Raw genomic sequence first — 23,890 nt, 5'->3', positions numbered from 1 at the left:
GCCTGTGTGGTGAGTTCTATGAGTCAATTTCGGCGCCACCGGCCCCTGGCCGGCGTTGCTGTTTCTTGCCATAGCCAGGTTATGACTCGTCACCGCGCCTTGGCCATGAACGGGTGGCATCCGAACTTGAGCTAACGAACTCACCGTACAGGCCACTAAAGATGACCCCGCAATTACGCGGCTCTTGGAAAAACATCAACACAAACGTCATCAAACCGTGACTTTACGGTCATATCTCGTTCGCGGGATCGCAACACGCGCGCTTTAACGTCTGCTCATCTCAATGCAGCCATGGACGGCTTCTACCACCAGACAGAGAGCGACCATGACCGCAGCCATCCATGTCGATCGTTTGAACAAGACCTTTTCGCGCAAGACCGCCTTGGTCGATCTCGAACTGTCCATCCAGACCGGCGAGATGGTCGCGTTGATCGGCGCTTCCGGATCCGGCAAGTCGACTTTGTTGCGCCATCTCGCCGGCCTCGCTGTGTGCGATCGCGATAACGGAGGACGGGTTCAAGTGCTGGGTCGCGACGTTCAGTCCAGCGGCCGGCTCAATGGCGATGTGCGCCGCCTGCGGGCCGACATCGGCTATATTTTCCAACAGTTCAACCTTGTTAATCGGCTGAGTGTTCTAGACAACGTGCTGCTCGGTTGCCTAGGTCGCATGCCGCGTTTTCGCGGCAATTTCGCTCTATTCAACGCCGAGGAACGACATCGGGCCCACGAATCCCTGGAGCGTGTCGGCCTGCTCGACTTGGCCGGTCAGCGCGCCTCGACCCTGTCCGGCGGCCAGCAGCAACGTGTCGCCATCGCCCGCACCCTGACCCAGCGCGCGGACGTCATCCTGGCCGACGAGCCGATTGCCTCCCTCGATCCGGAATCGGCGCGCAAGGTCATGGAGATCCTCGCCGACATCAATCGCCGCGACGGCAAGACCGTGGTGGTGACCCTGCATCAAGTGGATTACGCCGTTCGTTATTGCCCTCGCGCCGTGGCGCTCAAGGGCGGTCGGATCCACTACGACGGTGCGGCTTCAGAGCTGAACGGGCCTCTGCTCAACGGCCTGTACGGCGCCGACCTGGACACCAGCCTGATGTTTTCCGATCAGGCTCGGCGCATGGATAACGCGCCCCGGCTGGTCCTGGCCTAAATCCAGACAATCTTTCGAACCCTTAACGCACCTGCAGGAATCCATTTCATGTTGAACCGTATCGGTCGCGTCCTTGCGTCTGCCGCTTTGCTGGCCAGCTTTACCCTGGGCACCGCCCAGGCGGAAGAAAACGTCATCAACTTCGGTCTCATGTCCACCGAGTCCTCGCAGAACCTCAAGAGTGTCTGGCAGCCGTTTCTTGACGACATGTCGAAAAAGACCGGCCTGAAAGTCAACGCCATCTTTGCTTCCGACTATGCCGGCCTGATTCAGGGCATGGGCTTCAACAAGGTCGATGTGGCCTGGCTCGGCAACAAGGGGGCGATGGAGGCGGTGGACCGCTCCAACGGTCAAATCTTCGCCCAGACCGCCGCCGCCAACGGCAATCCCGGCTACTGGAGCGTGCTGATCGTGCGTAAGGACAGTCCGATCAACTCAGTCGAAGACATGCTCAAGAAGGCCAAGGACCTGACCTTCGGCAATGGTGACCCTAACTCCACTTCCGGCTACCTCGTACCCGGCTACTACGTGTTTGCCAAGAATCATGTCGACGCCGCCACCGCTTTCAAACGCACCCTGAACTCCAGCCACGAAGTGAACGCCCTGAGCGTCGCCAAGGGCCAGCTCGATGTCGCGACCTTCAACACCGAAAGCTGGGACCGCCTGAAAGTGACCCAACCGGAAAAGTCGGCGATGCTCAAGGAAATCTGGCGTTCGCCGCTGATCCCGGCCGACCCGATGGTCTGGAACAAGAACCTTTCGGACGCCAACAAAGCCAAGATCAGTGCGTTCTTCGCCAGCTACGGCGACACCCCACAAGAGAAGGCCGTGCTGGATAACATGCAGTTGGGCAAGTTCCTCAAATCCAGCGATGACCAGTTGCTGACCATTCGCCAACTTGAGTTGTTCAAGCAGCGCACCGAAGTCAGCGCCAGCACCACCCTGAGTGAGCAAGAGAAAGCCAGCAAGCTCAAGGGCCTCGATGCCGACCTGGCGAAGCTGCAAGAACGCATCACCGAGCTGGACAAGAAAACCGCCACCAACGCGGGTTGACTCACAGGGTTAAGCCACCTGGCCCCGAGGGGCCGGGTACCGCCTCATCCGTTGTCGAAGAGAGCTGCTCATGACCACTCACGCTGTATACGCCGACGCTGTTGGCAAACGCTCCTGGACCCGCTACATCGGCTGGGGTCTGTTCCTGGCGATGCTCGCCTGGGCCTGGCACGGCGCGGAAATGAACCCCCTGCAGCTGTACCGCGATTCAGGAAACATGGCCACCTTCACCGCTGACTTCTTCCCACCTGACTTCCACGAATGGCGCTCTTACCTCACGGAAATGATCGTCACCGTGCATATCGCCCTCTGGGGCACGCTGTTGGCGATTATCTGCTCGGTACCGTTGGGGATTCTCTGCGCCGACAACATCACCCCCTGGTGGATTCATCAGCCACTGCGCCGGGTCATGGACTCGTGCCGTTCGATCAACGAAATGGTGTTCGCCATGTTGTTTGTGGTGGCGGTTGGCCTGGGTCCGTTCGCCGGTGTCCTGGCGCTGTGGATCAGCACCACCGGGGTTCTCGCCAAGCTGTTCGCCGAAGCGGTCGAAGCGATTGATCCAGGGCCGGTGGAAGGTGTGCGTGCCACTGGCGCCAGTGCCTTGCAGGAAGTGATCTACGGGGTGATCCCACAGGTCATGCCGCTATGGATCTCCTACGCGCTGTACCGCTTCGAGTCCAACGTGCGCTCGGCGACGGTAGTGGGGATGGTCGGGGCCGGCGGGATTGGCGTAATTCTCTGGGAAAACATTCGCGCCTTCCAGTTCACCCAGACGTGCGCGGTGCTGCTGCTGATCATCTTCGTGGTGAGTGTGATCGACATCCTGTCGCAACGCCTGCGCAAACAATTCATCTGATCGGAGAGGGTGCCTGACGGCGCTTTTTTTAGCCATGGTATTGTCTAGACAAGTAGAGCCGATCTACCGCGAGCTGGCTGACACCCTGCGTCGCGAGTTGTCCGGCTATCGTGCGGGCGACTACCTGCCACCCGAAGTGCAGTTGGCCTCGCGCTTCTCGGTGAACCGCCACACCATCCGTCGCGCCATCGACGAACTGGTGGCCGAGGGCTGCTTGTTACGCCTGCAGGGTAAGGGCACTCAAGTGCTGGATCGCCCGCTGATCTACCCGATGGCGGCGGACAGCGCCTACAGCCAGTCGCTGTCGGCCCAGGGCGTCGGCGTCCAGGCGCTGCTGTTACGCCGCCGGCACTGCCCGGCGAGTCGTGAGGACGCCCGCCACTTGGACCTGCAAGAGCAGGCACCGTTGATCGAACTGCAAACCCTGCGCCTGCTCGACGAGCAACCGGTGAGCCTGATTCGCCACCGCTACTGCGCCAGCCGCGCCCGCTGGCTGGCTCCCTACAACGGCGGTTCGCTGCGTCAGTTCTTCGCCGACCGCGATCTGCCCCTGACTCGCACCTTTAGCCTGATCGGCGCGCGCCTGCCCAGCCGCGACGAGGCTGGCCTATTGCTGATGCCCCGGCATATGCCGGTGCTGACGGTGCTGACCGTTTCCCGTGACCCCGCTGGACGACCGGTGGAGCTGGCGCTGTCTACCAGCCGTTCGGACCGCTTTCAGTACCAGGTCGTGACCTGATGGAGAACCTCAAGATGACTGCTCCCCAAACACATGCTGTACGGCAACGTTGGATTGGCGTGCTGGCCCGCGCCCAAGGCGTGGAGTTACACGCCCATGAAGCGGCCCTGCGCGACACCGATTACCAAGTGATTCGAGCCCCGGAAGTCGGCATGACCCTGGTGCGTGGCCGCATGGGCGGTACCGGTGCGCCATTCAATGTCGGCGAAATGACCGTCACCCGCTGCGTGGTACGCCTGGCCGATGGCCGAGTCGGTTACAGCTACCTGGCCGGACGCGACAAACAGCACGCCGAGCTGGCCGCGCTGGCCGATGCACACCTGCAAGGCAGCCAGCAGGCGCGCTGGCTCAGCGAACTGATCGAACCCCTGGCCCATGCCGAGGCCCTGCGTCGGGCCGCGAAAGAGGCCGACACCGCCGCGACCAAGGTCGAGTTTTTCACCCTGGTACGAGGAGAAAATTGATGAATGCAAGTCTTCTGCAAGGCGCCTTCGCCGACCCGGTGCTGGATGCCCAGCGCAGTTTCCGCGCGGCCCTCGATGCGTTGGCCAATCCTGGCGTGGCCCAGGCCCTGCCGATGCTGACGAGCCTGGACGGCCTGGCCCCGGCCACCTACGCCCTGTGCCTGGCGCTGCTCGACGGCGACACGCCGCTGTGGTTGGCGCCGTCCTTCGATACCCCGGCGATTCGCGCCAACCTGGCTTTTCACTGTGCCTGTCCGCTGACCACCCAGCGTGAAGGAGCACGCTTCGCGCTGCTCGCGGTCGAGGATCTGCATGACCTCGCCGGCTTCGACTTGGGCAACGAACGTTATCCGGATCAGTCTTGCACCTTGCTGGTTCAGTTGCCCCAGCTAGACAGCGGGCGCTCCGTGACTTGGCGCGGTCCGGGCATCCGCGACGACCAGCGGGTCAGCCTGCCGCTGGTCGAGGACTTCTGGCACCAGCGCGAGCGCCACGGTGCGTTTCCCCTTGGGTTGGATGTGTTTTTTCTGGCGGGCGGCAATGTGCTTGGCCTGCCGCGCAGTACCCGTGTCAGCCACCTGTCCGAGGAGCTTGCCTGATGTATGTAGCCGTCAAGGGTGGCGAGAAAGCCATCGACAATGCCCACCGCCTGCTGGCAAAAAAACGCCGTGGCGACACCGCCATCGCCGAGCTCGAGGTTGAACAGGTACGCCAGCAACTGCCGTTGGCGGTGGCGCGGGTGATGACCGAGGGTTCGCTCTACGATGAACAACTGGCCGCGCTGGCGATCAAGCAGGCGGCGGGGGACCTGGTGGAAGCGATCTTCCTGCTGCGGGCCTATCGCACGACGCTGCCGCGCTTCAACGACAGCCTGCCCATCGATACTTCGGACATGCAGCTCAACCGGCGGCTGTCGGCGACGTTCAAGGACGTGCCGGGCGGTCAGTTGCTGGGGCCGACCTTCGACTACACCCACCGTTTGTTGGACTTTACGCTGCTGGCCGAAGGCGAGCATCCGGGGCCGCAAGTGGAAGAGGGCGCCAGCGTGGCGCCGTGCCCACGGGTGCTGGAGCTGTTGGCGAAGGAAGGGTTGATCAAGTCCGAAAACGACCAGGGTGCCGCGGTCGACGATATCACCCGCGAACCTCTGGAGTACCCGGCCAGCCGGGCTCAGCGCCTACAGGCATTGGCCCGCGGCGACGAAGGTTTCCTGTTGGCTCTGGGCTATTCGACCCAACGCGGCTACGGGCGCAATCACCCCTTTGCCGGTGAGATCCGTATCGGTGAGGTCGAGGTTTGGATTGAACCGGAGGAGCTGGGCTTTGCCATCGCCATCGGCAGCATCGAAGTGACCGAGTGCGAAATGGTCAACCAGTTCGTCGGCTCGAAAACCGAGCCGGCACAGTTTACTCGCGGCTATGGCCTGGCCTTCGGCCACGCCGAACGCAAGGCGATGGGCATGGCCCTGGTGGACCGCTCGATGCGGGCCGAGGAATTCAACGAAGAAGTGCTTTCGCCGGCGCAGCAGGAGGAATTCGTGCTGGCCCACTGTGACAACGTCGAGGCCGCTGGTTTCGTCTCGCACCTCAAGCTACCGCACTACGTCGATTTCCAGTCCGAACTGGAACTGATCCGCAAATTGCGCCACCCCGAGGAGAACCGTTGATGAACGGCCAGACCCCGATCCGCGACGAAGCCTACAACTTCGCCTACCTTGACGAGCAGACCAAACGCATGATCCGTCGCGGCCTGCTCAAGGCCGTGGCAATTCCCGGTTACCAGGTGCCGTTCGGCGGCCGCGAAATGCCGCTGCCCTATGGCTGGGGCACCGGCGGCATGCAACTGACGGCGGCGATTCTCGGTGCCGAGGATGTGCTCAAGGTCATCGACCAGGGCGCCGACGACACCACCAATGCCGTCTCGATCCGCCGTTTCTTCGCCCGCACCGCCGGTGTCGCCACCACCGAACGCACGCCGCACGCCACGGTAATTCAGACCCGCCACCGGATTCCGGAAACACCGTTGCAGGCCGGCCAGATCATGGTCTACCAGGTGCCGATCCCCGAACCGCTGCGTTTTATCGAGCCCTCGGAAACCGAGACGCGGACCATGCACGCCCTCAACGACTACGGGGTCATGCACGTCAAGCTCTACGAGGACATCGCCACCTTTGGCCATATCGCCACCAGTTACGCTTACCCAGTGACGGTCGACGAGCGCTACGTGATGGACCCGTCGCCGATTCCCAAGTTCGACAACCCGAAACTCGACATGAGCCCAGCCCTGATGCTGTTCGGCGCCGGACGCGAGAAGCGCCTGTACGCGGTGCCGCCCTACACGCGGGTGAGCAGCCTCGATTTCGAAGATCACCCTTTCGAGATCCAGCGTTGGGAGCAGAGCTGCGCGATTTGTGCCAGCCACGATTCGTTTCTCGACGAGTTGATCGTCGACGATGCCGGCACCCAGCAGTTTGTCTGCTCAGACACCGATTACTGCGCCCAGCGCGTCAGCGAACAGGAGCAAGGTCAATGAATGCCGCTTTACTGAACCCGGCCCTCCAGACGCGTCAGGACGAACGCGCCAAGCCCTTGCTGCAGGTGCGTGGCCTGGGCAAATTATATGGTCCCGAGAAGGGCTGCCAGGACGTCAGCTTCGATCTCTATCCCGGCGAAGTGCTGGGTATCGTCGGCGAATCCGGTTCGGGCAAGTCGACCCTGCTGTCACTGCTCAGCGGACGTTGCCCGCCGGACAGCGGTGCAATTGCCTACCGTGATAAGTCTGACAACTGGCTGGATCTCTACAGTGCCAGTGAAGCCGAGCGCCGCACCCTGCTGCGCACCGAGTGGGGCTTTGTCGAACAGAACCCCCGCGATGGCCTGCGGATGGGCGTCTCCGCCGGGGCCAATATCGGCGAGCGGCTGATGGCCCAGGGCGTGCGCAACTATGGGCAACTGCGTGCCGCCGGGATCGATTGGCTGAGCCAGGTGGAGATCGACCCGCTGCGTATCGACGACCTGCCACGGACCTTCTCTGGCGGCATGCAACAGCGCCTGCAGATTGCCCGCAACCTGGTCTCGGGGCCGCGCCTGGTGTTTATGGACGAACCCACCGGCGGTCTCGACGTGTCGGTGCAGGCACGCCTGCTCGATCTGCTGCGCGGCCTGGTGCGCGAACTCGACCTGGCGGTGGTGATCGTCACCCATGACCTGGCCGTGGCGCGCCTGCTGGCGGACCGCTTGATGGTGATGCGCCGCTCGCGAGTGGTGGAGTCGGGGCTCACCGACCAAATCCTCGACGACCCCCAGGACGCCTACTCGCAACTGCTGGTGTCCTCCGTCCTGCAACCCTGATTCGCGCTTCGCTTGAGGTGTCTCCGATGACAACGCTGCTCGAGGTCCGCGACCTCTCGAAAACCTTCACCCTGCACCAGCAACACGGTGTGGTGCTCAATGTGCTGAACGGCCTGGCCTTCAGCGTCGACGCCGGCGAGTGCCTGGTGCTTCACGGCCAATCCGGTGCCGGCAAAAGTACCTTGCTGCGCACGCTGTATGGTAACTACCTGCCTGCGGGTGGCAGCATCCGCATTCGCCATGTCGGTAACTGGCTGGAGCTGGTCAGTGCCGAGCCTCGGCAACTGTTGGCCGTGCGCCAGCGCACCTTGGGTTATGTCAGCCAGTTCCTGCGGGTGATCCCCCGGGTCGCCTGCCTGGATGTGGTGATGGAGCCAGCCCTGAGTCGGGGCTGGGACCGCGCCACCGCCCAGGCCCGCGCCGAGGCATTGCTGAGCCGCCTGAATATCCCGCAACGGCTCTGGCGACTGGCGCCGGGCACTTTCTCCGGCGGTGAGCAACAGCGGGTGAACATCGCCCGTGGCTTTATGGTGGATTGGCCGCTGATGCTGCTCGACGAGCCTACGGCGTCCCTCGACGATGCCAACCGCCAGGTGGTGCTGGAACTGATCGGCGAGGCGAAAGCCGCCGGCACCGCGCTGATCGGCATTTTCCATGATCGCGCCGCCCGCGAAGCGGTTGCCGATCGCCATCTCGATATGACCCCGACTGCCTCGCTGTCCAAGGAAGCCACGCCATGCTGAACGAGCAGATTCTCAGCAACGCCCGACTGGTGCTTGCCGACCAAGAGATTACCGGCACCCTGGTGTTGCGCGACGGCCTCATCGCCGAGATCAGCGAGGGCCGCAGCCAACTGCCCCAGGCCTTGGACCTGCAAGGCGATTACTTGCTACCGGGGTTGATCGAACTGCACACCGACAACCTGGAAAAACACATGACCCCGCGTCCGGGGGTGGACTGGCCCTCGGTGTCGGCGGTGCTCAGCCATGACGCGCAGATCATCGCGGCAGGCATCACCACCGTGTTCGACGCCTTGTCCATCGGCGACGTCAACCCCAAGGGCAAGCGCATGCAGCAATTGCCGGGCATGCTCGATGCCATTGCCACCGCCAGCGCCGCCGGGCTGACCCGCGCCGAGCACCGCCTGCACCTGCGTTGCGAGGTTTGCCATCCAGAGACACTGAATGTATTTCGCGACCTGGTGGAAAATCCGTTGGTACAACTGGTCTCGGTCATGGATCACTCGCCGGGCCAACGCCAATTCGCCTTGGAGTCCAAGTACCGCGAGTACTACATGGGCAAGTACCACCTGAGCAACGAGCAGATGGATGAATTCATCGTCCTGCAGATTGCCAACTCGGCGCAATATAGCAATCGCTATCGCGCGGCGATTGTCGAGCACTGCCTGGCCCGTGGCCTGTCGGTGGCCAGCCATGACGATGCGACCCTGGCCCATGTCGAGGAATCGGCGGCCTTCGGTATGAACATCGCCGAGTTCCCCACGACGATGGAGGCAGCCACTGCCTGCCATCGCCTGGGTATGGCGGTGCTGATGGGCGCGCCGAACGTGGTGCGCGGCGGTTCTCATTCGGGCAACGTAGCGGCGGCGGCCCTGGCGAAGGACGGTTTATTGGACATTCTGTCCAGCGACTATTATCCGGCCAGCCTGTTGCAGGCGGCGTTTCTGCTGGCGGCCCAGGATAATGCTTGCGACCTGCCGCGGGCAGTGGCCATGGTCAGCCGGGCACCCGCCCGGGCCGCGGGGCTCGATGATCGTGGGGAAATCGGTGTGGGCCTGCGTGCCGACCTGATCCATGCGCGCGACCAGGGCGGTTTGCCGGTGATCCAACAAGTCTGGCGACAAGCGAAGAGGGTGTTCTGATGGCGGGCAGGTTGATCTATCTCATCGGGCCTTCTGGCTCCGGCAAGGACAGCCTGCTCGATGCCGCCCGCGAACCTCTGGCACAACGCAACTGCCGCATCGTGCGGCGGGTCATCACTCGTTCCGCCGAGGCAGTCGGCGAAGCGGCCCATGGCGTCAGTGCCGAACAGTTCGCGGTGATGCAGGTGCAGGGCGCCTTTGCCTTGAGCTGGAAGGCCAACGGGCTGTGCTACGGGATTCCCCGGGAAATCGACCAGTGGCTGGCGGCGGGGCAGGATGTGCTGGTTAACGGTTCTCGCGGCTATCTGGCGCAGGCTCGCGAGCGTTACCCCGACCTGCGGGCGATCCTGCTGACGGTGGACCCGGCGGTATTGCGCGAGCGGTTGCTGGCGCGAGGGCGCGAGTCGTTGCCGCAGATCGAGGCGCGCCTGGCGCGCAACGCTGACCTTGGGGCCGGCGTGCTGGCGGCGGATGATCCGGCATTGATGCTGCTCGACAACTCCGGGCCGATCCACCAGACCGTGACCCGGTTGTTTGCCCTGATCGGCGAGGAGCGAACATGCGCCTGACCTTGCTCGGCACCGGCGATGCGCGCCAGGTGCCGGTGTATGGCTGTGACTGCCGGGCCTGCGTTGCGGCCCGCCGGCAGTCCGCATTACGGCGTCTGCCATGCAGTGCCCTGGTGGAGTGTGGCGACCAGCGCTGGCTGATCGACAGCGGCCTGCCGGATCTCTGCGAGCGTTTTGCGCCGCACAGTTTCAGCGGTATCCTGCAAACCCATTATCATGCCGATCACGCCCAGGGCTTGCTGCACTTGCGCTGGGGCCAGGGATGGGTGATCCCGGTGCATGGTCCGGCCGATCCGCAAGGATTGGCGGATCTCTACAAACATCCGGGGATTCTCGACTTCAGCCAACCCTTCACGGCCTTCGAAACCCGCCGGCTGGGGGCGTTGAGCGTCACTGCCGTGCCGTTGCTACATTCCAAGCCGACCCTGGGGTATCTGCTGGAAGGCGAGGGCCGTTGTATCGCTTACCTGACCGATACCGTCGGGCTACCCGCCGACACCGAAACCTTCCTACGGGGGCGCTCGCTGGATCTGTTGGTGCTCGATTGCTCAATGCCGCCGCAACCCCAGGCGCCCCGCAATCACAACGACCTGAACCTGGCGCTGGCCATGATCGCCGCGCTGAAACCGACGCAGGCGGTACTCACCCATGTCGGTCACACGCTGGATGCCTGGCTGCTGGATCACGCCGGCTCCTTGCCAGCCTCGGTACAGGTCGCCAGGGATGGCATGACACTGTAGGTTTCAGCGGTAGCCACCATGGCGTGAGCGACCGGTATTGACGGGTCAAACCACCGGCATCACCGGCAAAGGTGCGAGAGATGCCGTGACCGCGTGCTCTTCTGGCGGAAAAACCGGATAATGTCGGCCAATTATTTAGCTCGTTATAGTGGTAATTCCCGCATGGAAATAAAGGTTAAGTTTCTCGACAACCTCCGTCTTGAAGCCAAGTTCGATGACTTCACGGTGGTGGCCGATCAACCTATCCGCTATAAGGGCGATGGCTCGGCGCCGGGGCCGTTCGACTATTTCCTGGCGTCGTCGGCGTTGTGCGCCGCCTATTTTGTGAAGTTGTACTGTCAGACACGCAATATCCCCACCGATAACATCCGTCTTTCGCAGAACAACATTGTCGATCCGCACAACCGCTACAAGCAGATCTTCAAGATCCAGGTCGAATTACCCAGCGATATTTCCACCAAGGATCGCCAGGGCATTCTGCGCTCCATCGACCGTTGCACGGTGAAAAAAGTGGTGCAAACGGGGCCGGACTTTGTGATCGAGGAGGTGGACAACCTCGATGCCGATGCCCAGGCGTTGTTGATGCTCAATTCGGATTGCGCAGCGCTCACTTACATCACCGGCAAGGACCTGCCGCTGGAGCAGACCATCGCCAATATGTCCGGCATTCTGGCGGACCTGGGCATGAAGATCGAAATCGCTTCGTGGCGCAATATCGTGCCTAACGTGTGGTCCCTGCATATCCGTGATGCCCACTCGCCGATGTGCTTTACCAATGGCAAGGGCTCGACCAAGGAAAGCGCACTGGCCTCGGCGCTGGGCGAGTTTATCGAGCGGCTCAACTGCAATTTTTTCTACAACGATCAGTTTTGGGGCGAAGACATCGCCAACGCGGCGTTTGTCCATTACCCCAACGAGCGCTGGTTCAAGCCAGGCCGTAAGGATGCGCTGCCGGTCGAGATCCTCGACGCGTACTGCCTGAAGCTCTACAACCCGGAGGGCGAGTTGCGTGGCTCGCATCTCTACGACACCAACTCCGGCAATGTCGAGCGTGGTATCTGTTCGCTGCCGTTTGTGCGCCAATCCGACGGCGAAGTGGTGTACTTCCCGTCCAACTTGATCGAAAACCTGTTCCTCAGCAATGGCATGAGTGCCGGTAACACGCTGGCCGAAGCGCAGGTGCAATGCCTGTCGGAAATCTTCGAGCGTGCGGTGAAACGCGAAATTATCGAAGGTGAAATGGCGCTGCCGGATGTGCCACCGAAAGTACTGGCGAAATACCCTGGTATCCTGGCCGGTATTCAGGGGCTCGAAGAGCAGGGCTTCCCAGTGCTGGTGAAGGATGCGTCGCTGGGCGGCGAATTCCCGGTGATGTGCGTGACCTTGATGAACCCGCGTACCGGCGGCGTGTTCGCCTCCTTCGGGGCGCACCCCAGCCTCGAGGTCGCGCTGGAGCGCAGCTTGACTGAACTGTTGCAGGGCCGCAGTTTCGAAGGCCTGAACGATCTGCCCCAGCCGACTTTCGAAGGCCATGCAGTGACCGAACCGAACAACTTCGTCGAGCACTTTATCGATTCCAGCGGCGTAGTGTCGTGGCGCTTTTTCAGTGCCAAGTCCGATTTCGAGTTTGTCGAGTGGGACTTTTCCGGCCAAGGTGAAAACGCCAATGCCGAGGAGGCCGCGACGCTATTCGGCATTCTCCAGGAACTGGGCAAGGAAGTGTACATGGCGGTGTACGACGACCTGGGTGCAACGGCCTGTCGCATCCTGGTGCCGGGCTACTCGGAAATCTATCCGGTGGATGATCTGATTTGGGACAATACCAATAAGGCACTGTTCTTTCGCGAAGATATCCTGAACCTGCACCGCCTGGACGATGCTGGCCTGAAAGCGCTGGTGGGGTTGCTGGAGGAGAGCGAGTTGGACGATTACACCGACATCACCACCCTGATCGGCATCGAGTTCGACGACAACACCGCATGGGGCCAGTTGACCCTCCTGGAACTGAAGCTGCTGATCCATCTCGCCTTGCGGCATTACGAGGAGGCGAAGGAGTTGGTGGAAACCTTCCTGCAGTACAACGACAACACCGTCGAGCGCGGGTTGTTTTACCAGGCTGTGAACGCGGTACTGGAAGTGCAACTGGACGACGATCTGGAGCTGGATGACTACGAAGTCAATTTCCGCCGGATGTTCGGCAACGAGCGGATGGATGCCGCGTTGGGCTCGGTGGACGCCAGCGTGCGCTTCCATGGCCTGACGCCGACGAGCATGCAACTCGAAGGGCTTGAGCGGCATCAGCGGCTGACCGACAGCTACAAGAAACTACACGCCGCGCGAGCCCGAGCAGCGGGCTTGGCGAGCTGATGGCGCTCAGATGGGAAACGTTGTGAATTGTTGTGAAGTCGGTGATAAGTGGCTATTGGCCCATGATACCGTCTGTGACGCGATATCGTCAGTGCGACGATATCAGTCATTCCATAGAGGGAGCAGCGCCGATGTCTACTACCGTATCACCCGCTGGTGGCGGGCCGAGCACTCAAAAACCCAACACTTCGTTTGACAGCACCCTGGACACGGCCAAGTCCAGCCAGGTCATTGCCGATTACATGCGCAAAAATGGCAAGTCGGCGATTACCAAGCAGGAGCTTTCTCAACTGGCCAGCGACACCTCGGGCAAAGTTCCAGCCGAGGTTGCCGATGCAGCCAAGTACATGGAGCGTCATCCTGATGTTTTCACCGCCATCGAAACTCACGATGTGGCTGGGGCCGATAACCTTTCCGGTGTCTGGAACTTCGATTGGGCAGCCGGCGGTGGACTGAAAGGTTCGGCGACCGACGACGCCATTGCCAAAATGCAGAACACCTTCGATATGGCAATCGCCAAGTCAGCGCAGATCACCGAACTCAGCACGATTAAAAAAGCCGAGTTGGATTCGACCAAACAACGACCCAGTAACTGAGTCCTGGTGCGTTTCTTACCAGGATAAACCATCAATATTGATCGGCACCGCCTGAGGCGACAGGGCTGGGTGGGGGCTCGCAGCGATGCGAACGATATTCCCGCCTTGCCCGCGACCGGCGCTTGCATCAGTCGCCCAGGCTTCCTTCAATGTGTCCGTGGCAATTGCTCGTGGCCCCGCGACGGATCCGCTTCAGAGTTGCGCTTGGATCTATCGGTCCGAATCCGCAACCCACTTGCCTTCAAGCAAATCGACTGATGCCTCATTGTATGCGTCTGGCGAAGTCATCTAGCAGGTAAATTTGTAGACGTCCGACGTGGGTATCCTGACTCTGCGTCGCACTGCCTGAACCACAGGGGAGCGGGAATCATCTAGCACAGGCCTTTCGACTGCCGCTGCATTCAAGGTTTGGATCTCTTGAGATCACTTTTGACAGAGCATGGCACAAAGCTTAACTTTCCCAATTCTCCCCCGAGCGCAGGAGCGATGAATGCCTCTATGGACAAGGATCCCCAGTTGGCTCGATATCGAGGCTTATGCCGAACGCCTATTTAGTAAGCGTGGCCTAGGGGCTACATTCGTGGGGTTTCCACCGCTTGGAACGGCCCTCGAGAGCGAACCGGTAATCCGTTGATTTCCTTTTCCGACGACAGCATGGCAGCACAACAAGGTGCGTGGGATATTGCACGCTCTCATGAGGCCGTAGTAATTCTCCTGCTAAGAGCAATCGTTGCTTATCTGACGCGAGGTCGTGGAAACGCAAGGGTGCTCGCAACCGAAATGCGAGGCAGCGAGCGAGGTGCAAAGCTTGGCCAGTGGATGCTCAAGCACGAAGAAGCATTGAAAAAACATCCTGACCTACAAGCGACAGAGCCTCGCAGAGGCGCACTTGGGCCGCAGGAACCACCACCACCGAACAGCCCATCTGGAAAAGACAAAGAGCCGCCCAAGGGAAAGCCAAATACTATGCCGCGCCATGACGTCGAATGCTTCAAGGCAGACAAGATGCCGGCCTCTAAAGTCGGAGAGTTCGAGCGGCAATTGAAGGGGCAGGAGGACGGGCTGAATCGACTGACGGTTGATGAGTATTTAGAGAACATCGTCAATCCGGTTAAGCGTAGCCAAACGGCTGCCAGACGAGCTCGAAAAGATTTACAAGCCAGCTTGCAAACACGACTTCAAAGGGAATATTCGAAAACTATGGGCCCCGTAGCTGCGAAAGCAGAAAGTGTGAAAAAAGCCCAGGAAACGATGTCAAACCTTGCAGGACTACACAACCCTGATCTGAGCGCTGGCGGGAAAGATATCATCGCTGATTTCGGTGACCGACAAGTCAATTCCGGTATAGGCCCTCAGTGGGGACCAAAAATAACAAATTTGAAAAAGGCCGTGGAGGCAGTGCCAGCAATTTTACGTGGTGACACCTATCTCAATGTCAAGCTTCATAAATGTTAAGGGGAAAAGCAATGGATGAAGTGTTTTCAATTTTTTTGCAAACCTTTGGCGGGCCTGTGGACCGGCAGGAAGTACCAACGTCAAGTATTGAAAACTATAGAGGCAAGTTACCTAATAAGTTGTTGGAATACTGGGCCGAACACGGCTGGTGCGGTTACGGTGAGGGGATTTTCTGGATAGTGAACCCGCAAGAATACGAAGGGGTGGTAGCGGCCTGGATTGAAGGGACGAGTTTTGAAGAGCACGATACCTACCACCTGATTGCCCGCAGCGCCTTTGGCGACTTGTATCTATGGGGCGAAAAAACAGGATTTTCACTTAAAATTACCAGCTGTATTTCTCGGTGTGTTATTCATGACTTTGAAATTACAAGTGATGAAATGGATAGAGAGCTACAAAATTTTCTTTTATCTACAGAAGTTGAGTATAACGATTTCGATGATTTGTTCAAGCCGGCGAAGAAAAAGCTCGGCACGCTGCGCCATGATGAAATGTATGGCTTTGTTCCAGCGTTAATGCTTGGCGGATCGGCATCTCTTGATCATGTTGAGAAACTAAAAACAGTGGAGCATCTAATCCTGCTGTCCCAGCTCGCAGAGCTTAAGCCATATAGCTTTTAAGGCATGCATGCGGGCATGCCGCCTGAAGTATTTAATCCAGTTGCCACTTATGCGGCAGCAACTGATCGATTTCACTCACCCGCTGCGTCGGCAGTCGCGTGAGGACATCCTTCAGATATGGACAAGGATCCCCAGTCGGCTCGATATCGAGGCTTATGCCGAACGCCTATTTAGTAAGCACGGCCTAGGGGAACGCGGAAAGCCCTTATGGCTGGGATCAGGTAGGTGACTTCACCGGTCGGTTACGCCTCATTGTGGTCGCGAAGGTGATCAACCTCAATCAGCCCGGAACGCTCCATGGATACAACGCACGTGACTCAGGGAGTCGGATTGAATATTTGAGTCTGGTATCATTTAAGCGTCTGCAAATCGAGTAGAAAAATATGAATCGCCGTAAAAAAATAAAGCAGCTATTAGAGGCGCACGCTAAAAAAGCCAGTGCCAAGTTGGCGCCGAAAAGCAATCCTAAATACATTAGTAAAGCTGACCGATTGAAGCTGGCTGCTGAGTTTGCTCAGGATTCGATCATGTCCTCTGAGAGCTGATCCATATCTCTTAAGCACCCTGGGAGTTTATAAGTCTGGTTGAGCTAGATATTTCGATGGCAGGTGCCGTGAGGGGCAGACCTCAGTCAGCCGCCATCAAGCTGTCCTTACACTCAAGAATCAACCGCGCCCCGGCTCCATCATGGGTGCCAATCTCCAAGCTGAAGCCGTGCAGCTTGATAATCGCCGCGACAATCGACAAGCCCAGACCGAAGCCGCGGTGCTGGCTGCCATCGTCGCAACGGTAGAAGCGCTGGAACACCGCGTCGCGCTCGGAGGGCGGGATGCCAGGGCCGGAGTCCAGCACTTCGATCCGGGTGCTACCGCCATTGTTGGCCGCCAACAGCACTACGTCGCCGCCCGCTGGAGTGAACTTGATCGAGTTGCTCAGCAGGTTCGCCAATGCCTCGAACAGCAGGGCACGGTCGCCGGTGATAAACGGCACTGCCTCTGGCAGTTCCAGGCGCATGTTGATTTGCGCTTCTTCGGCCAGTGGCAGGTAGAAATCATGCAGCTCATGCAGCAATGGCAGCGGGTCGAGCACGACAAAACCAGAGCGGCGTTGATGGTTTTCCAGCTCGGAAATCCGCAGCAGCCCCTTGAAACGGGCCATCAGGGTGTCGGTTTCGGCAATCACGCCATCCAGTTGCAGAGCCTCGGGCGAGTCTTGCGGGGCCTGTTGCTGCAGGCGGTAGAGCTGGGCGCGCAGGCGGGTGAGGGGGGTGCGCAAGTCATGGGCGATATTGTCACAGACGCCCTTGACCTCGTTCATCAGTCGTTCGATACGGTCGAGCATGGCGTTGACGATGGCCGCCAGCATGTCCAGTTCGTCCCGTCGGTTGGACAGCGCCAGGCGATGGCCGAGGTCGCCTGCAACGATCGCTTCGGCGCTGGCCTGGATCGCCCGAATCCGGCGGATCGGTTGCCGCCTGAGCAAATGCCAGCCGGCCACGCCGGGCAGGATGGTCAGCGATACCGCCCAGAACAGTGCGTGCAGGATGATCCGGGTCACGCCGAACAACGAGCCGTTGTCGCGCACCAGCAGCAACCAGTTGCCGTCATGGGTCCGGGTGGCGACGGCGTCGCAGCTATCCTGGGGCAGGTTGGGGTCGTCGGAATCGATGCAGTTGGCCAGTTCATGGATGTGGCCGTCCATGATCAGATCCGGCGGCAGTTCCTGGATCGGTCCGCTGAGGTGCATTTTCTGCGTATTGAACAAACCATAGGCGTCCATGCCACGCATGTCGAAGGTCATGCTGGTGGTCAGGGCATCCACCAGTTGCTGGCCGTGGAAGCGTGAGAACAGGTGCTGGCGCTGCATCAGCGAATGCCGCGCCAGGGTGTCGAGGTAGCTGGATACTTCGTAGTAGAGCACGCCCATCAGGCTGCAACTCCAGGCCACGAACAGGAAACTGTACAGTGCCAGCAAACGGCTGGTGGACGAGCGCCAACCCTTAGAGGGATTCGGTAATGACATAACCCGAACCTCGCACGGTGCGGATCAGTGGCGCCAGGCCAGGGCCCTCGATTTTCTTGCGCAGGCGACCGATATGCACGTCGATCAGGTTGGTGCCTGGGTCGAAGTGATAACCCCAGACTTCTTCAAAGATCATCATGCGCGAGAGGATCTGCCCGGTGTTGCGCATCAGGAATTCCAGCAACTTGTATTCGGTGGGCAGCAGGTTCAGCAGTTGTTTGGCCCGTGAAGCTTCGCGGCTGATGAGGTTCAGTTCCAAGTCGGCTACCCGCAGCGAAGTTTCGAATTCTCGCGCCGGGTTCTTGCGCCGCAGCAGCACTTCGACCCGTGCAGACATTTCGTCCGAGGCAAACGGCTTGGTCAGGTAGTCGTCACCGCCGGCCCGCAGCCCACGTACACGCTCGTCGACATCGGAGAGGGCGCTGATCATCAGAATCGGCGTGGCGACGCCGATTGTCCGCAGACTGGTGACGATAGCCAGGCCATCGAGCCCCGGCAGCATGCGATCGAGGGTGATCAAGTCATAGTCGCCGCTCAGGGCACGCGCCAGGCCTTCACGGCCATTGTCCACCCAATCCACTTCAAGCCCATGGCTGCTCAGTTCTGCCATGATTTCCTTGGCGGTTACAGCATCGTCTTCGATGGTCAGGATGCGAGTCATTGCAGTTGCCTCGTGCGAATCTTCACAACAGATATGGGATTTTGCCAAAAAAGAGATGAAAACTTTCTGAATAAATCTTCATGTCGGTTCTGGTCGGTGCTAAGGGGCACCACGAAATGGACTCACAAAATTAACCGCACAGGCCATTAGCCATACCTTTGCTGAATGGAGGCTATCGGCAAGTGTTGCAAAGTCATTGCGAACGTTCATCAGGATTTGGTATCTGTTTGTCGGTAGCCGCGTTCGTTCGCCGTCATGAGCGAATGCTTCTTTTAGTCCGGTGCCTTGTAGCCTTCCGGAATGTCCCCAGTACAGGTCTCTTTATGCATCGCCGCAATCTCCTGAAAGCTTCCATGGCCCTGGCGGCCTATACCGGCCTGTCGGCCAGTGGTTTGTTCGCGGCCCGAGTGCTCGCCGCCGCCGCAGATGGTGACATCGAACATTTTGATTTCGAGGCGCTGCAGGTCCACGCGAAAAAACTCGCGAGCGATCCTTATGTCAGCACCCGGCAGGTGCTGCCGCCGACCCTGGCGAACATGACCCCACAACAATTCAATGCCATCCAGTATGACGCCAAACATTCATTGTGGAATGACCTCAAGGGTCAACTGGACGTGCAGTTCTTTCACGTCGGTATGGGGTTCAAGCAGCCAGTGCGCATGTACAGCGTCGATGCCCAGACCCGCCAGGCGCGGGAAGTGCACTTTCGTCCACCGCTGTTCAATTACGCCAGCAGCGGCGTCGATCAATCCCAGCTCAAGGGCGACCTGGGTTTTTCCGGCTTCAAGCTGTTCAAGGCACCGCAGATCGACCAGCACGATATTCTCTCGTTTCTCGGTGCCAGCTATTTTCGTGCAGTGGATAAGACTGGCCAATACGGCCTTTCGGCCCGTGGGCTAACCATCGATACCTATGCGCACAAACGCGAGGAGTTCCCTGACTTCACCAAGTTCTGGTTCGAGACGCCCGGCAAGGAAAGCACCCGTTTTGTGGTCTATGCCTTGCTCGATTCGCCGAGCGCCACCGGGGCTTATCGCTTCGATATCGATTGCCAGGCCGAGCAAGTGGTGATGGCGATCGATGCCCATGTCAACGCCCGGGTCGCTATCGAGCAACTGGGTATCGCACCGATGACCAGCATGTTCAGCTGCGGTACCCACGAACGGCGCATGTGCGACACCATCCATCCGCAAATCCATGATTCCGACCGCTTGGCGATGTGGCGGGGCAATGGCGAATGGATCTGCCGGCCACTGAATAATCCGGCGAAAGTGCAGTTCAATGCATTCGCCGACCAGGATCCCAAGGGTTTCGGCCTGGTGCAGACCGACCATGAATTCGCCAACTATCAGGACACGGTCGACTGGTACAGCCGTCGGCCGAGCTTGTGGGTCGAACCGACCACCCCTTGGGGTGAAGGCTCGGTGGACCTGCTGGAGATCCCGACCACTGGCGAGACCCTGGACAATATCGTGGCCTTCTGGACGCCGAAGCAGCCGGTCAAGGCGGGTGATTCGCTGAACTATGGCTACAAGTTGTATTGGAGCGCCTTACCGCCGGTTGGCACGCCCCTGGCGCGAGTGCATGCGACCCGTTCGGGCATGGGCGGCTTTATCGAGGGCTGGGCGCCGGGCGAACATTATCCCGAGGTCTGGGCGCGGCGCTTTGCCGTGGACTTCACAGGCGGCGGTCTGGAGCGGTTGCCGGAGGGAAGCAGGATCGAGCCGGTGGTCACTACCTCCAATGGACGGGTGAAGGACTTCAACGTCCTTAAACTGGATGAGATTGATGGTTATCGCGTGACATTCGACTGGTATCCAACTAATGACGATGTCGATCCGGTTGAGCTGCGGCTGTTTATCCGTACTCAAGAGCGCACCTTGAGTGAGACTTGGTTGTATCAGTACTTTCCGCCGGCGCCGGAAAAGCGGCGTTATCCCTGAAGGGGGGGACACCGCCTGATTGAGGTGGTGTCCGGGTTGCTCCTTTCGTGGCATTGCGCCGAAGATGTGCCTGAGATCACTGCACGTCCGGCACCAGCACCGGGTCTGTCCTGTACAGGCTCGGCTCCATGCGCTTGAGGTTTTCTACCTTCGGCAGGTCATTGAAAACGATATACGGCGAATACGGGTGTAATGTCAGGTAGTTTTGGTGATAGTCCTCGGCTGGGTAGAAGTTCTTGTTTTCCTCAATCCTGGTAACAATCGCCGACGGAAATACTTTGGCCGCATTTAACTGCTCAATATAGGCTTGGGCAACTTTTTTCTGATCGGCATTCACCGCAAAGATCGCTGACCGGTATTGGGTGCCGCTGTCCGGGCCCTGACGGTTGAGTTCGGTGGGGTCATGAGCTACCAGGAAGAACACCTGCAGCAGCTTGCCGTAGCTGATCTGGCTCGGATCGTAGGTGATCTGCACCGACTCGGCATGACCGCTGGTGCCGTCGCCGACATCCTCGTAATGCGCGGTGTTTACCGCGCCGCCTGCGTAGCCGGCGACCACATTCTGTACCCCACGCACATGCTGAAACACCCCCTGCACGCCCCAGAAACAGCCGCCGGCAAATACCGCCGTGGCCTGGCTGGCCGCTACCGGTTCATCCAGCGCCGCTGGGGCGATCTGCGCCGCCGTCTCGGCGGCCCCGGCAAAACGCAGGACCATCGACACCGACAGCGCCACGCCGGCAAGCGCGCTAAGCATCAGCAGCGGCGACCTGACTTTCTTCTGTCGCATGGATTTGTTCATGTTGTTTATCCTCTTGAGTATCAACCGAAGGTGAAGACGTAGGCCTGGACACCGGGATCAAGAAACTCGATGGAGAACGTGTGATCGGTGATCTCCCCAACCTGCCGCACCAGTTGGTAGAGGCGTTGCTCGACCACGACGCCTTCGCCATTGGCGTCGGTGTCGGTACCGTGGTGGGCGCCTGGTATATCGCCGTCGATGCGCACCTTGAAGCGTACCGGCTTGCCATCGCTCCCTGGACCTAGTACCAGGTGCAAGTCTCGGGCGTGAAAGCGATAGACGACCTTGCCCGAGGCCCGGTTTAGCGCAGCCTGTTCCGAATGAACGGTCCAGTTGCCTTCCAGCCCCCACTCGTTCAGTGCCGGTTGTTGTGGCGCCACATAGTTCTTCGGCTGGTCGGCGACCTGTTCGGTAGGGGACGCGAAGTTTTCGGCGCGGTCATAACCAATATAGGTTTCCTCGGACTTCACTTGCGCCTCTCCGGCGGCCTGCGTCTCTCCCTCGGCCTGGGCAGTGACCAAGCCGCCAGAGACATGCTTGTTGCCGGCTTCGGCCAGCAGTTGCTGAATGACCTGCTCGGAGCCGGCATAGTCGCCTTCGCCGAAGTGGTGGTGGCGCACGCGACCCTGGGTATCGACAAAGTAATACGCTGGCCAGTATTGGTTGTCGAAGCTGCGCCAGATCTTGAACTGATTGTCGATCGCTACCGGGTACTGGATGCCCAGTCTGGCGACGGCCTGGCGCACATTGTCGACATCCCGCTCGAAGGCGAACTCCGGGGCGTGCACGCCGATCACCACCAGCCCCTGATCGTGATACTTCTGCGCCCAGGCGTTGACGTAGGGCAAGCTGCGCAGGCAATTGATGCAGGAGTAAGTCCAGAAGTTGATCAGTACTACCTTGCCCTTGAGATCGGCGGCGCTCAACGGTGCCGAGTTGAGCCATTGCACGGCTCCCGAGAGGTCGGGCAGGACACCTTCTATCGGTAAGGCGCCTTCGTCGCCGGTCTTGACGGCCGTCGCCACGATGTTGTCATCGGCCTGGTCGTCGTCGCCCGAGGTCCTCATCGCGTCACCTGGTGCTGCGGGGTCCCTTTGTACGACCGGGACCAGGGTGTCGAGTAGCTTCTGTTCGATATCGGAGGTGGCAACGCTGGAAACCCTGGTCAGCAGTCCGGTGTCCAGGCCCGAGGCAATCGCCGCCACACCGATCAGCATGATCGCGCCCAGGCCACGGCGCAGCCATTGGCCGGTGCCGAGGTGGCGTTTCAGCGCCGTGAACAGGCGCCCCCCCGCCAGCAGCACGACGGCCAGGGAGGTGGCGGCACCGGCGGCATAGGCCAATAGCAACAGGGTGCTGCCGATATTAGCGCCTTCCAGCGCGGCGCCGGTGAGGACCAGACCAAGGATCGGTCCGGCGCAAGGTGCCCACAGCAGGCCAGTGGCAATCCCCAGCAGCAAGGACGATTTGCCGCTCGGTTGGCCGCCGTCCTGGGCCGAACGCGCCAGGCGATCACCGGCTGACACCAATGGCCGAGCCAGGCGATCAGCCAGGCGCGGGAACAACAAGGTGATGGCGAAGAGCGCCATCAACGTCATCGCCAGCCAGCGACCGTATTGGTTGACCTGGACCACCCAGCCACCACCGACGGCGACCAGGCTGGCGACCAGGGCAAAGGTTAGCGCCATGCCGAACAGCAACGGCAGGCTGCTGCGGCGAAACGGTTCGTCGTAGCGAGCGAAGACAAACGGTAGCACCGGCAGGATACACGGGCTGAGGATGGTCAACAGACCGCCCAGGTACGCCAGGATAAGTAGAATCATGATTGAAGATCCTTGTGAGAAATCGTGAGAGAGCGATCTTGCGCAAATCTCCGAGAGCGGTTGCCAACGAATAGGCCTTTGAGGTCACCAACCCCTGCGTAGGCAAACCCGTTTCCACACACACCAATGTCCACAAGGATAGCGGCGGTCAGGCCGCTTCTGGGGCAAAGGTGATAGCCACGCCGTTCATGCAATAGCGCAACCCAGTTGGCCGCGGGCCATCGGGAAACACGTGCCCCAGGTGCCCACCGCAGCGCTGACAGTGCACTTCGATGCGAGAACCTCCCAGCGAAGTGTCGCGACGGGTGCTCACAGCGTTTTCCAGCGGCGCGGTGAAGCTGGGCCAACCAGTGCGACTGTCGAATTTGGCAGCCGAGGTGAACAGCGCCAGTTGGCAGCCGGCACAAGCAAACACACCGTCACGGTGCTCGTCATTGAGAGCGCTGCTGTAAGGCCGCTCGGTGCTTTCATTACGCAGCACCTGATATTGTTTGTCGTTCAGTAACGTGCGCCATTCGTCATCGCTGTGGGTGACTTCGAAGGTCTCATCCGGAACAGCCTGAGCAGGCTGGCCACTCAGGGTGGCGGCCGTGGCGCGCCAGTCGACAAAGCCGGCCGCGAGCAGGGCGCCAGCGCTGGAGAAAAGAAAGCCTCTTCTAGAGGACATAATGTCACTTCCACGGCAATTGATCAGGCTTGAAGTGTCAGGCGCTCACGGTCGCCAAATCCTCCCGTAAAGTTAAATTAATTGTGAATATTTCCGCGTAACGATCCGGCACAATGGATTTGACC

General features: G+C 60.0%; 23 protein-coding genes and 2 pseudogenes. 19 read left to right on the top strand and 6 right to left on the bottom strand.

Translation table 11 applies throughout. The annotated features are described in order from the left end of the window. The first annotated feature begins 325 nt into the window (after positions 1–325). The 17 genes and pseudogenes from phnC to AWM79_RS06885 all read left to right on the top strand — a co-directional run bounded on the left by phnC (position 326) and on the right by AWM79_RS06885 (position 15,847). Positions 326–1,153 (top strand): phosphonate ABC transporter ATP-binding protein, encoded by an 828-nt coding sequence (phnC, locus tag AWM79_RS06965; protein ID WP_017133694.1) that lies wholly within the window; start codon positions 326–328, stop codon positions 1,151–1,153. Positions 1,154–1,201: 48 nt separating this feature from the next. After that, positions 1,202–2,206: a phosphonate ABC transporter substrate-binding protein gene (phnD, locus tag AWM79_RS06960; RefSeq protein ID WP_060782479.1), complete on the top strand. Its 1,005-nt coding sequence runs from the start codon at positions 1,202–1,204 to the stop codon at positions 2,204–2,206. 70 nt (positions 2,207–2,276) lie between these two features. Then, positions 2,277–3,065: a phosphonate ABC transporter, permease protein PhnE gene (phnE, locus tag AWM79_RS06955; RefSeq protein ID WP_017133696.1), complete on the top strand. Its 789-nt coding sequence runs from the start codon at positions 2,277–2,279 to the stop codon at positions 3,063–3,065. 34 nt (positions 3,066–3,099) lie between these two features. After that, positions 3,100–3,804: a phosphonate metabolism transcriptional regulator PhnF gene (phnF, locus tag AWM79_RS06950; RefSeq protein WP_017133697.1), complete on the top strand. Its 705-nt coding sequence runs from the start codon at positions 3,100–3,102 to the stop codon at positions 3,802–3,804. Between the two features lie 14 nt (positions 3,805–3,818). Continuing rightward, entirely contained in the window at positions 3,819–4,268 is a 450-nt protein-coding gene (phnG, locus tag AWM79_RS06945) for a phosphonate C-P lyase system protein PhnG (protein ID WP_026013370.1), read from the top strand. Beyond that, positions 4,268–4,867 carry a phosphonate C-P lyase system protein PhnH gene (gene phnH / locus AWM79_RS06940; RefSeq protein ID WP_017133699.1) on the top strand — a complete coding sequence of 200 codons (600 nt, stop codon included), beginning with the start codon at positions 4,268–4,270 and terminating at the stop codon, positions 4,865–4,867. Before phnG ends, phnH begins: the two co-directional genes overlap by 1 nt. After that, entirely contained in the window at positions 4,867–5,934 is a 1,068-nt protein-coding gene (locus AWM79_RS06935) for a carbon-phosphorus lyase complex subunit (RefSeq protein ID WP_017133700.1), read from the top strand. The genes phnH and AWM79_RS06935 overlap by 1 nt, the downstream gene beginning before the upstream one ends. After that, positions 5,934–6,800: an alpha-D-ribose 1-methylphosphonate 5-phosphate C-P-lyase PhnJ gene (locus tag AWM79_RS06930; RefSeq protein ID WP_017133701.1), complete on the top strand. Its 867-nt coding sequence runs from the start codon at positions 5,934–5,936 to the stop codon at positions 6,798–6,800. Before AWM79_RS06935 ends, AWM79_RS06930 begins: the two co-directional genes overlap by 1 nt. Next, on the top strand, positions 6,797–7,618 hold the full coding sequence (phnK, locus tag AWM79_RS06925) for a phosphonate C-P lyase system protein PhnK (RefSeq protein ID WP_017133702.1): 822 nt from the start codon (positions 6,797–6,799) through the stop codon (positions 7,616–7,618). Before AWM79_RS06930 ends, phnK begins: the two co-directional genes overlap by 4 nt. Positions 7,619–7,644: 26 nt before the next feature. Further along, positions 7,645–8,361, top strand: coding sequence for a phosphonate C-P lyase system protein PhnL (gene phnL, locus AWM79_RS06920; RefSeq protein WP_060782478.1), 717 nt, complete (start codon positions 7,645–7,647; stop codon positions 8,359–8,361). Beyond that, positions 8,355–9,500, top strand: coding sequence for an alpha-D-ribose 1-methylphosphonate 5-triphosphate diphosphatase (locus tag AWM79_RS06915; RefSeq protein WP_017133704.1), 1,146 nt, complete (start codon positions 8,355–8,357; stop codon positions 9,498–9,500). Before phnL ends, AWM79_RS06915 begins: the two co-directional genes overlap by 7 nt. After that, positions 9,500–10,069, top strand: coding sequence for a phosphonate metabolism protein/1,5-bisphosphokinase (PRPP-forming) PhnN (phnN, locus tag AWM79_RS06910; RefSeq protein ID WP_017133705.1), 570 nt, complete (start codon positions 9,500–9,502; stop codon positions 10,067–10,069). Before AWM79_RS06915 ends, phnN begins: the two co-directional genes overlap by 1 nt. Further along, complete coding sequence (gene phnP / locus AWM79_RS06905; protein ID WP_060782477.1) at positions 10,060–10,809, top strand: phosphonate metabolism protein PhnP; 750 nt, start codon at positions 10,060–10,062, stop codon at positions 10,807–10,809. The genes phnN and phnP overlap by 10 nt, the downstream gene beginning before the upstream one ends. 162 nt (positions 10,810–10,971) lie before the next feature. Then, positions 10,972–13,176 carry an OsmC domain/YcaO domain-containing protein gene (locus tag AWM79_RS06900; protein WP_060782476.1) on the top strand — a complete coding sequence of 735 codons (2,205 nt, stop codon included), beginning with the start codon at positions 10,972–10,974 and terminating at the stop codon, positions 13,174–13,176. A 74-nt stretch (positions 13,177–13,250) separates the two neighbouring features. After that, the gene (locus tag AWM79_RS06895) at positions 13,251–13,772 is read left to right on the top strand and encodes a hypothetical protein (RefSeq protein WP_244159623.1); all 522 of its coding nucleotides are present in this window, start codon (positions 13,251–13,253) and stop codon (positions 13,770–13,772) included. Between the two features lie 570 nt (positions 13,773–14,342). Then, positions 14,343–15,227: pseudogene (locus AWM79_RS24195) on the top strand (polymorphic toxin type 15 domain-containing protein); the annotation flags it as partial. Positions 15,228–15,238: 11 nt separating this feature from the next. Further along, positions 15,239–15,847, top strand: a complete 609-nt coding sequence (locus AWM79_RS06885) for a GAD-like domain-containing protein (RefSeq protein ID WP_060782474.1) — start codon at positions 15,239–15,241, stop codon at positions 15,845–15,847. A gap of 31 nt (positions 15,848–15,878) precedes the next feature. Here the strand turns inward: AWM79_RS06885 and AWM79_RS25850 are convergent. Continuing rightward, positions 15,879–15,977, bottom strand: a pseudogene (locus tag AWM79_RS25850) (transposase domain-containing protein); the annotation flags it as partial. Between the two features lie 253 nt (positions 15,978–16,230). Here AWM79_RS25850 and AWM79_RS24185 point away from each other — a divergent pair. Further along, the gene (locus tag AWM79_RS24185; RefSeq protein WP_017133710.1) at positions 16,231–16,392 is read left to right on the top strand and encodes a DUF2986 domain-containing protein; all 162 of its coding nucleotides are present in this window, start codon (positions 16,231–16,233) and stop codon (positions 16,390–16,392) included. A gap of 82 nt (positions 16,393–16,474) precedes the next feature. On the opposite strand, the gene AWM79_RS06880 is transcribed toward AWM79_RS24185, so the two are convergent. Together AWM79_RS06880 and AWM79_RS06875 are read right to left on the bottom strand one after the other, a co-directional pair. Beyond that, positions 16,475–17,869 (bottom strand): sensor histidine kinase, encoded by a 1,395-nt coding sequence (locus tag AWM79_RS06880; protein ID WP_060782473.1) that lies wholly within the window; start codon positions 17,867–17,869, stop codon positions 16,475–16,477. After that, complete coding sequence (locus tag AWM79_RS06875; protein WP_017133712.1) at positions 17,847–18,530, bottom strand: response regulator transcription factor; 684 nt, start codon at positions 18,528–18,530, stop codon at positions 17,847–17,849. Before AWM79_RS06875 ends, AWM79_RS06880 begins: the two co-directional genes overlap by 23 nt. Before the next feature lie 323 nt (positions 18,531–18,853). On the opposite strand from AWM79_RS06875, the gene AWM79_RS06870 reads away from it, so the two are divergent. Then, positions 18,854–20,473 (top strand): glucan biosynthesis protein D, encoded by a 1,620-nt coding sequence (locus tag AWM79_RS06870; RefSeq protein WP_060782472.1) that lies wholly within the window; start codon positions 18,854–18,856, stop codon positions 20,471–20,473. Between the two features lie 76 nt (positions 20,474–20,549). Here the strand turns inward: AWM79_RS06870 and msrA are convergent, their stop codons facing one another. The 3 genes from msrA to msrB all read right to left on the bottom strand — a co-directional run bounded on the left by msrA (position 20,550) and on the right by msrB (position 23,765). Continuing rightward, positions 20,550–21,275 (bottom strand): peptide-methionine (S)-S-oxide reductase MsrA, encoded by a 726-nt coding sequence (gene msrA / locus AWM79_RS06865; protein WP_060782471.1) that lies wholly within the window; start codon positions 21,273–21,275, stop codon positions 20,550–20,552. A gap of 20 nt (positions 21,276–21,295) precedes the next feature. After that, positions 21,296–23,098, bottom strand: coding sequence for a cytochrome c biogenesis protein DipZ (locus AWM79_RS06860; protein ID WP_060782470.1), 1,803 nt, complete (start codon positions 23,096–23,098; stop codon positions 21,296–21,298). Between the two features lie 148 nt (positions 23,099–23,246). Continuing rightward, positions 23,247–23,765, bottom strand: coding sequence for a peptide-methionine (R)-S-oxide reductase MsrB (gene msrB, locus AWM79_RS06855; RefSeq protein WP_017133716.1), 519 nt, complete (start codon positions 23,763–23,765; stop codon positions 23,247–23,249). Positions 23,766–23,890: the final 125 nt, after the last annotated feature.

The organism is Pseudomonas agarici (assembly GCF_001543125.1).
GTDB lineage: Bacteria > Pseudomonadota > Gammaproteobacteria > Pseudomonadales > Pseudomonadaceae > Aquipseudomonas > Aquipseudomonas agarici.
Note: the sequence above shows the minus strand (reverse complement) of the source record. Positions and strands in the feature narration are given on the sequence as shown.

What these genes read in the sequence shown, in the direction of transcription:
- phnC (WP_017133694.1), top strand. Translation starts at nt 326, where the DNA reads ATGACCGCAGCCATCCATGTCGATCGTTTGAACAAGACCTTTTCGCGC.
- phnD (WP_060782479.1), top strand. Translation starts at nt 1,202, where the DNA reads ATGTTGAACCGTATCGGTCGCGTCCTTGCGTCTGCCGCTTTGCTGGCC.
- phnE (WP_017133696.1), top strand. Translation starts at nt 2,277, where the DNA reads ATGACCACTCACGCTGTATACGCCGACGCTGTTGGCAAACGCTCCTGG.
- phnF (WP_017133697.1), top strand. Translation starts at nt 3,100, where the DNA reads ATGGTATTGTCTAGACAAGTAGAGCCGATCTACCGCGAGCTGGCTGAC.
- phnG (WP_026013370.1), top strand. Translation starts at nt 3,819, where the DNA reads ATGACTGCTCCCCAAACACATGCTGTACGGCAACGTTGGATTGGCGTG.
- phnH (WP_017133699.1), top strand. Translation starts at nt 4,268, where the DNA reads ATGAATGCAAGTCTTCTGCAAGGCGCCTTCGCCGACCCGGTGCTGGAT.
- AWM79_RS06935 (WP_017133700.1), top strand. Translation starts at nt 4,867, where the DNA reads ATGTATGTAGCCGTCAAGGGTGGCGAGAAAGCCATCGACAATGCCCAC.
- AWM79_RS06930 (WP_017133701.1), top strand. Translation starts at nt 5,934, where the DNA reads ATGAACGGCCAGACCCCGATCCGCGACGAAGCCTACAACTTCGCCTAC.
- phnK (WP_017133702.1), top strand. Translation starts at nt 6,797, where the DNA reads ATGAATGCCGCTTTACTGAACCCGGCCCTCCAGACGCGTCAGGACGAA.
- phnL (WP_060782478.1), top strand. Translation starts at nt 7,645, where the DNA reads ATGACAACGCTGCTCGAGGTCCGCGACCTCTCGAAAACCTTCACCCTG.
- AWM79_RS06915 (WP_017133704.1), top strand. Translation starts at nt 8,355, where the DNA reads ATGCTGAACGAGCAGATTCTCAGCAACGCCCGACTGGTGCTTGCCGAC.
- phnN (WP_017133705.1), top strand. Translation starts at nt 9,500, where the DNA reads ATGGCGGGCAGGTTGATCTATCTCATCGGGCCTTCTGGCTCCGGCAAG.
- phnP (WP_060782477.1), top strand. Translation starts at nt 10,060, where the DNA reads ATGCGCCTGACCTTGCTCGGCACCGGCGATGCGCGCCAGGTGCCGGTG.
- AWM79_RS06900 (WP_060782476.1), top strand. Translation starts at nt 10,972, where the DNA reads ATGGAAATAAAGGTTAAGTTTCTCGACAACCTCCGTCTTGAAGCCAAG.
- AWM79_RS06885 (WP_060782474.1), top strand. Translation starts at nt 15,239, where the DNA reads ATGGATGAAGTGTTTTCAATTTTTTTGCAAACCTTTGGCGGGCCTGTG.
- AWM79_RS24185 (WP_017133710.1), top strand. Translation starts at nt 16,231, where the DNA reads ATGAATCGCCGTAAAAAAATAAAGCAGCTATTAGAGGCGCACGCTAAA.
- AWM79_RS06880 (WP_060782473.1), bottom strand. Translation starts at nt 17,869, where the DNA reads ATGTCATTACCGAATCCCTCTAAGGGTTGGCGCTCGTCCACCAGCCGT.
- AWM79_RS06875 (WP_017133712.1), bottom strand. Translation starts at nt 18,530, where the DNA reads ATGACTCGCATCCTGACCATCGAAGACGATGCTGTAACCGCCAAGGAA.
- AWM79_RS06870 (WP_060782472.1), top strand. Translation starts at nt 18,854, where the DNA reads ATGCATCGCCGCAATCTCCTGAAAGCTTCCATGGCCCTGGCGGCCTAT.
- msrA (WP_060782471.1), bottom strand. Translation starts at nt 21,275, where the DNA reads ATGAACAAATCCATGCGACAGAAGAAAGTCAGGTCGCCGCTGCTGATG.
- AWM79_RS06860 (WP_060782470.1), bottom strand. Translation starts at nt 23,098, where the DNA reads ATGATTCTACTTATCCTGGCGTACCTGGGCGGTCTGTTGACCATCCTC.
- msrB (WP_017133716.1), bottom strand. Translation starts at nt 23,765, where the DNA reads ATGTCCTCTAGAAGAGGCTTTCTTTTCTCCAGCGCTGGCGCCCTGCTC.